The organism is Myxococcus sp. CA039A, assembly GCF_013336645.1.
In the GTDB taxonomy this organism is placed as follows: Bacteria; Myxococcota; Myxococcia; order Myxococcales; family Myxococcaceae; genus Myxococcus; species Myxococcus llanfairpwllgwyngyllgogerychwyrndrobwllllantysiliogogogochensis.
Genome location: NZ_JABUMQ010000447.1, coordinates 1 through 7,474 on the forward strand (window position 1 = coordinate 1; position 7,474 = coordinate 7,474).

At 68.3% G+C, this 7,474-nt stretch carries 6 protein-coding genes; all 6 read right to left on the minus strand.

The window, feature by feature from the left end; genetic code table 11:
* A partial coding sequence (locus HR086_RS42900; protein WP_174468524.1) for a serine/threonine-protein kinase occupies positions 1 to 1,145 on the minus strand: 1,145 nt, incomplete at its 3' end.
* A 209-nt stretch (positions 1,146 to 1,354) separates the two neighbouring features.
* On the minus strand, positions 1,355 to 1,882 hold the full coding sequence (locus HR086_RS42905) for a hypothetical protein (RefSeq protein WP_141649008.1): 528 nt from the start codon (positions 1,880 to 1,882) through the stop codon (positions 1,355 to 1,357).
* Positions 1,883 to 2,290: 408 nt separating this feature from the next.
* Positions 2,291 to 3,544: an endonuclease gene (locus HR086_RS42910; protein WP_141649009.1), complete on the minus strand. Its 1,254-nt coding sequence runs from the start codon at positions 3,542 to 3,544 to the stop codon at positions 2,291 to 2,293.
* Positions 3,545 to 3,673: 129 nt separating this feature from the next.
* On the minus strand, positions 3,674 to 4,207 hold the full coding sequence (locus tag HR086_RS42915) for a DUF4833 domain-containing protein (protein ID WP_174458966.1): 534 nt from the start codon (positions 4,205 to 4,207) through the stop codon (positions 3,674 to 3,676).
* Between the two features lie 265 nt (positions 4,208 to 4,472).
* A complete protein-coding gene (locus tag HR086_RS42920) occupies positions 4,473 to 6,125 on the minus strand; it encodes a fibronectin type III domain-containing protein (RefSeq protein ID WP_174458967.1) in 1,653 nt (550 codons plus the stop codon).
* 234 nt (positions 6,126 to 6,359) lie between these two features.
* The gene (locus tag HR086_RS48070; protein WP_217440333.1) at positions 6,360 to 6,875 is read right to left on the minus strand and encodes a hypothetical protein; all 516 of its coding nucleotides are present in this window, start codon (positions 6,873 to 6,875) and stop codon (positions 6,360 to 6,362) included.
* Positions 6,876 to 7,474: the final 599 nt, after the last annotated feature.

A 7,474-nucleotide genomic window follows, 5' to 3' on the forward strand; every position in this document is an offset into this window, starting at 1 on the left:
GGTACAACCGGCGCACGCTCATCCACAGGCGCGAGGTTTAGCGCAGGCGCGGCGTTGAGCTGCGGCGCAGGCGCAGCGTTGGGCTGAGGCGCGGCGCTGGGCTGAGGAGCTGCGTTGGACTGAGGCGCGGGCGCGCAGTCGAGCAGAGGCGCAGGCGCGGTGTCGAGCTGAGGCGCGGGCGCGGCGTCGAGCGGAAGCTCATGCGCAATGTCGAACTGAAGCTCAGGCCCGGCGTCGATCGGAAGCTCAGGTCCGGCGTCAATCTGAAGCGCAGTCTCAATCCCGGGTGGGGTGGCCCACGGCCTGAGCGCTCGTGCCATCTCCTCGGCATCAGCGAAGCGCTCCGCGGGCTTCTTGTGCAGCGCGCGTGCAAGCACTCGCGAGAAGTCCTCGGGCACGTCCGCCCGAATCGCTGAGGCGAGTGGCGGCACCCGCTCCACGATGGCGGAGAAGAGCGCCACCGTGTCGGCGACGTCGATGGGCTGCTTCCCCGTCACCATCTGGTACAGACACGCACCCAGCGAGTAGAGGTCCGCGCGCGCGTCAACGGGCTGGCAACGCACCTGCTCGGGCGCCATGAACGACGGCGTCCCCACCCAGGCTCCCGCCTCCGCGCCCACCGCCGAGGCGTCGTCCTCGTGGAGCAGCCTCGCCACACCGAAGTCCAACACCTTCACCTTGTCACCCGTCTCGCTCGAGACGATGAAGAGGTTGTCCGGCTTGATGTCGCGGTGGATGACCCCAGCGCGATGCGCGGTCTCCAGCGCGGACAACGTCTGCAGCGCGATGGCCACCGCGCGCGCGACGGGCAGGGGACCCTGCTGCTTCAGCAGGAGTCGGAGCGTCTGACCCTGGAGCAGCTCCATCACCATGAACGGAGGCTCGTCCGGGTTGCACTGGAAGTCCTTCACCTCGACCAGGTGCGGGTGCTGGAGCCCCGCGATGGCGCGCGCCTCCCGACGGAAGCGCGCGAGCACGGCCTCGTTGTCGAGGAGGTGCTGCTGGAGCACCTTGATGGCCACCGCGTCGGTCTCGTCGAGCTCCGCCGCCTCGTAGACGATGCCCATTGCCCCCACGCCAATCCTCTGGCGCAGCTGATACTTCTGACCCAGCAATGTCCCGACCGAAGCTGACGAGCGGCTCATGAATCAACCGGTATACCCAAGCCGCCCACATGGCGAGGGGTATCCGCCTGATGACGTATGTTTCAGTCGTTGATACCGGGAAATCTCAGACGAGCCCGAGGTACCGAGCCTGTTTCATGCGCGGAGGTTTCCATGAATATCTCGCATCGTGAGCGAATGGTTCTTGGCGCGCGAGAGCCTGCTCCGTATCGAGTACCGGGACACTGGATTCAGAAGGTGACGCCCAGGCGAACCAGGTCCAGGTCCAGGTCGGTGATGGCGCGGTCCGTGCGGTCCTCCGTCATGGGATTTCCATACTGGAAGCTCACGTCGATGGCCTTGCGTCGCTGGTTCACGCTGTAGCCCATGCCGAGTCCGAGCATGGGCTCGAAGAAGAACCCAGAGCGTCGCGTCACGACGCGGTAGCCCACGTCCATCCCCAGGGTGACCTGGAAGCCATGTTCCTGCTCATACGTCAGCGCGGAGGCCCTTCCGAAGGGACGGAAATGCTGGCTGTCAAAGGTCCACATGCCGCTCAACCTGGGCTGGAAGAAGAAGCCCTGCCCACGAGCCCTGGGCGCGGGCTTCCACGCCAGGCCCAGGGTGACCTTGAGCTGCCGTATCGTGTCGCAGCGCATGGACTCGCGGTTGCAACTGTTGCGCGTCAGCATGGGCGTGACTTCGAGCACCCCCGTGGTTGTCTCCGAGAAGCTCCGGCCCACGCCAATCGGCACGGCGACGTGGAGCCGCTCCGTCATCGGCCCTCCCAAGAACAAGAAGGCGTGCGTCACGGGCGACAGCCAGATGGAGGTCTTCGGAATGGCCGCCGTGGACTCGGCCTGGGGCCTGGGGGACTCCGCCTGGGCACGAACCGCCGGGGCGAGGAGGAGCAGCGCGACGAAGGCGAGGCGAGTCAGACAGTCGCTCCTGTGGCTGGGTGGCGATTGTCTCCAAGCAACACCCATGCCTCGCGACGCCCCTCGCTTTTCCCCGGAGTCGCGGGAGTGGGCGAGCAGCCATCGCGACAGGATTGTCAGCACTCCCCACACCACGAGTTCCGGGCAGCGATGTCGCGGTGGCGGATGGACGGGCTCCAAATGAAAGGGGTTGGACGGCTCGAGCCATCCAACCCCTGTGCTTCATCTCCGGTGCGGCTCAGCGGGCGTCTAGAAATCCTTGACGCGATCCGCGAGGTCCGCGTTGTCGACGAACGCGTTGGTGTTGCCCTGGATGTTGGCCACGCGGCGGTTGCGCTCGATCTCCGCGGTGTCCACTCCGTCCAGCTTGTTCCACGCCTTGAGGGCGGCTTCCTCGTCGGCGGGAATGGGCTTGTTGTACGTGGACGAGAAGTAGAACATCGCGCGCGCCACGTTGCCCTTGTGGGAGTCGGGCGGCTCGAACACGGTGTTGCCCTTGGCGTCCGTGCCCAGCTTGGCGCCGTTGTGGCTCCACTTCACGTTCACCACTTCGCCGAACGGGAAGCTGCTGCGCCGCGAGTTGGCCTTGCTGTCGGTGGGGAACAGGTGGTGCAGGTCGCTCTTGGCGGCGCCCGTGGCACCCTTGGACTGCGGCCAGGTGTGCTCCACGTTCATCACGGAGCTGTTCGGAATCTTCCCGCCCTTGACCTCCACGCCCGTGTAGACGCACTCCACGTTGCCGGCGGCGTTCACGTCCAGGCTGGAGAAGATGATGTTGCGCGCCTCGTTGTAGCTGACCACCTTCTTGCCGGAGGCCGAGTCCCTCACGGCCTTCAGCAGCGCGTCGTCGCGCAGGCCGTCGAACGGGTCATCCGAGGGCTCCGGGTCCGGCTCGGGCGCCTTCGTCTCGGGGACGATGTTCATCCCCCACTGCTTCAGCGTGCCGATGTCGCCCTTCGCGGTGTCCTTCACCTCGAGCTTCCAGGTGCCCTTCGTGGGCTCTCCCGCGAAGTCCTTCAGGTCGAACGAACCCTTGAGGTCATCCGCGGAGCCGCCCTGGCGGTTGGACACCACCGCGCTCTTGCCCGACGGGGACGTCAGCGTCACCGTCAGGTCACCCCGGTAGGTGTGCGCGATGTCCAGGTCCAGCTTGAGCGACTCCACCTTGGCGTCGTCCGCGACGTCCAGCGTGCTGGTGACGGTGGCGTTGTCCTGGATGGCCGCGTTGGGGCTCGTGCTGGGGGTCAGCGGCGTCGCCGCCGTTCCCGTCGCGGCCTTCGCGCTCGGGGCCGCCGCGTTCGCGACGGTGGGGGCGCCAGGCACGAAGACGGAGCCGAGCTTCGTCAGGAGGGAGGGGGTGAGGCCCGCGAGTCCCTGCCGCGAGGGCTCGAACTCGTTGCGCGCCGGGGCAGGTGCCCGGGGTGAAGACGTTTCACGCGCGGTTTCAGTTTCGGTCGGGCGAGCGGAGAGGGGCGAGCGGCGGGGGCCGACGACACTGGTCATGCGGGCATTATCGGCCCCGTTCCCCCTGAGGTTGTCACTTCCGCGCGGATTTTTTGACGCAGCCGGAACCGCTGGAAATTCCAGGGGTATCACACCGGTGTTTCATGGCTCCGGCGCGGGCGGGACGTCCTACCGGCGGATCAGCTCGGAGAGGGCCTGACCTTCGGCGCCCACGCCATCCAGCCGCACGAAGTCGACCGAGAAGGGCCAGGACGTCTTCACGAAGATGTGGACCAGTTGGGCCGTGTTGGCGCCGAACTTCGTCCAGGCCTGCACCGAGCACTGACCGCGCACCAGGGTGGTGGTGATGTCGATGGGGCGATCCGGAAATGACCGCAGGCGGATGCGCACCCGCCCACCCTCGGCGGTGGACTCCACCTGCTGCGCGTCCTCGAGTCCATAGGCGGGAAGCTCGATGCTCAGCAGCGCTTCGACCTCCGCTTCGCCCCGCTCCAGCATCCGCCAGTACACGTGCACGGGACGCGCGCCGACAGGGCGGCAGCCCTCATCCAGGGCCACGGCGTAGTGGACCTGGTTCCGGTTCTCGCTCCGGGAGAGGAAGAAGGCGGACGGAGCCTGGACGGTGGGCTCCGCGGCGACTCGCGGAGCGAACGCCAGCAGCACCGCGGTGACGGCACTCGTGAACCCGGTCTTCGGAAACATTCGGTCCCCCTGTTTCGGCGCGGTGCCGTGGGTCAGGTCTGGAGGCGCTGGACTGGTTCAACACCCCAGGGCCCTCGAGCTGTCACCCGGCCGAGGCGCTTCGGCGGGCGCTGCCTAGCACGGAAGACGAGGGAGGTCCGCAATTTGGTGTGGCGGAAGATGCAACTCCTGACACCACGGCCCGGGCCCGGTGAGGTTTGACCCCGTCCGGACCCGGGCCGCGTGGCCGGGAGGTGGCGAAACGTTTCAGCTCCACCGAAGCCGCTTACGGCGTGGTGATGAGGGAGCTGACGGCATCCGCGCTGCTGTAGGGCACCTGCTCGTGGGTCGTGAACGGGTGGCGCTCCATGTCGAAGCCGGGGGCGTCGATGGCCCTCACACGCAGGTAGTAGATGCTGTCCGGTAGGAGCACGTCGGGCGGCAGTCGGACCTGCGTGGCCGAGCCGGGCACATAGAGGCTCGTCGTCTGGAAGGCGAAGTTCAGGTCCGGGTCATACCGGTAGAAGGCCACCCGGTAGGCATTGGGCGTGCCGAGCGTGGGCGGTGCCCAGGCGATGACGGGGCTTGCGGAGCCCACCTCGCGCGGCACGCTCGCGGGCACGCCGTCGATGGTCAGTGAGCGGGGAGGGGACACCCGGGGCTGCAGCGGCCCCGCGATGAGATTGTCGAGCGTGTCGACCGTGGAGATGGTGCCCGAGATGGCGATTGAGTTGCCCGAGCCGTCCGGCAGCGGGGCGGAGTGCCGGAAGCTGTAGCCCGAGGCGCCTACGACACCCCAGTTCTGGGGAAACGGATTGCCGAACTTCAGGCGGGTCGTGTAGTCGAACGAGGAGGCTCGGGGCAGGCGGAGGGTGAGCAGCTCACCCGAGTAGCCGATCCAACCCTTGGACAGCCCATGCGCGGCGGGCAGGACCTGGAGCGTGGGCGTCCAGGGCGCCGCCAGCGGGTGTACCTCCGAGGCGAAGCGAGTGAACGCGGGCAGGCGCCACTCCACGGGGAACTCGCGCATCCTCACGGGCTGGAGCATGCCGGAGACCGGCAGCGGGCTGACCCCGTCCGGCGCGAAGTCGAACGCGCCCACTTCCAGGGAGCGCTCCACGGCGGCGTAGCCCACGGGTGTCCCATCCGACAGCGCTTGCGCGCTGAACTGGCTCAGTTGATTGACATACATCCGGTCTCCGCGCGCGGCCTCGAAGATGGGGATGTTGTAGCCACTGCCGAGCGACAGGCTGGCCTGGTTGGTGAGGATGGACGTCTGCCCCCTGGGGACCATCTCGAAGAGGTCCATCCAGCCGAACAGGTCCACCTGCCCGGAGGTGAGCTGGAGGCTGGAGCCGGGCTGCAGGTTTCCGGACCCGGATGGCGTCCACGGCGCCAGGTTCAAGAGGTTGATTTGCAGGGGCGCCCAGTTGAACTCCGAGTAGACGGCATCGTCCCGGCCCAGCCGGTTCCTGCCGACGTCCACGTGGCGCGCGGACGTGATGACGTGGGTGGTCCCCCTGTGCAGGTAGTACGGCCCCTGGGGCACTCCCCGGAACTCCCAGCCACCGGGCACCGCGGAGCCCAGAATCAGCGAGAAGGTCGCGCCCTGGGGCACGAGGATCTCAGGGGGATTGGCAGACAGGTCCTCGACCTGCTCGGAGATGCCCACCGAGGTGAAGAAGCGCGTGGTGCTCGTCACCAGCACGGTGTCGGCAGACGGTCCGCCATCCGTGGGCGGCGGAGTGCCTGCGTCGGGTTCGCAGCCCGCGCCCGTGGGCTCGCCCATCCAGGTCCCGTCCCCCGTGGGGCCCGACCGTGGGTCGATGGTGGAGAGCCCGTCCGCCAGTTCCATCGAGTCCGCGGGCGCATCCCCACAGCCCACCAGCCATGCGGCGCAGGCTGAAACCAGTACGACAGAAAATCGCGGCAATTGCATGAAGACCTCCAGGGAGCGTTAGGAATTCACACCCTAACCGCGGCTCCTGACGGTGTTCATGTCATGGACTGACAGCCCTTCACTGCGCAAGCATTCACGAGGTGTCTGCGCAATTCGAGCCGGGCAGGTGTCATGCCTTTTTGGCCCTGCGTCCGAAATGACAGACTTCGAGGGGAGGCCACTCGAACCGCGCGAATGGCCTCCCCGGAACACCGGCCCTGCTGGGGCCGGTGCCTACTGGATTTGTTTGATCAGGAGTGTCGCGGAGACGGCCCGCGTGCCGCCGGCGAGAGGCGTAATCGTCAGGGCCGGCGAATTCCCAGCGGGATTGCGGACGGTCAAGAGCGAGTTCACGGAGCTCGTCGTGATCAACACGTGGTTCATGATCTGGGACGTTCCCGTCGCCCTGCCAGCCACGGTGCTGATCTGCTCCACCACCCCTGAGCCGCTGTCGAGCCCGAGGATGAGCTGGCCGGCCTCGCTGACGCTGACCTGCCAGGAAATTTCATAGACGCCAATCGCTGGCAGGACGAACTCGCTGGCGCTGGCCCGGCTGATTCCGCTCGTCGCACCGTCGCGAGGGAAGTCCACCGCGGACGCGGCCGCGACCGTGGCGGCGTTGTCGGGCGGCATCAGCGCATAGAAGTAGCCGAAGGCCAGGGTGTCACCCGCGGGGCCCGGAGCTCCGTTGCAGACGTAGTTGACGCCAGAAGCGGAGGTGTACTGGACACCGCCCGTGGGGCAGTTCACCCCAGGGGGCTCGGACGCCCCGACCACGGACTCCCCGGCAGGACCCGTTGCACCGGCAGGACCCGTTGCGCCGGCGGGCCCGGCAGGCCCCGCGGGGCCGGTGTCACCCGTCTCGCCAGCGGGCCCCGTCGCACCTGCGGGGCCGGTTGCGCCGGCAGGGCCCGTAGGGCCGGTGGCACCTGTATCCCCGGTAGGACCGGCGGGGCCAGCAGGACCGGCAGGACCGGTGGCGCCAGCAGGGCCGGCGGGACCGGTCGCACCCGTCTCGCCAGCAGGACCGGCAGGACCGGTGGCGCCAGCAGGGCCCGCCGCGCCGGTGGCACCCGTCTCGCCGACAGGCCCCGCGGGACCGGCAGGGCCGGTGGCGCCAGCAGGGCCGGCGGGACCAGTGGCACCCGTCTCACCGACAGGCCCCGCGGGTCCCACGGGGCCAGCAGGGCCCGCCGGGCCCGTGGCACCGGCAGGACCAATAGGACCGATAGGGCCGATGGGCCCCGCGGGTCCCTGCGCTCCGGTGGCGCCTGGCAACCCCGGCGGTCCGCTGGTTCCCTGGGGCCCTTGTGCCCCCTCGGGCCCCGCATCACCCACGGGCCCCTGGG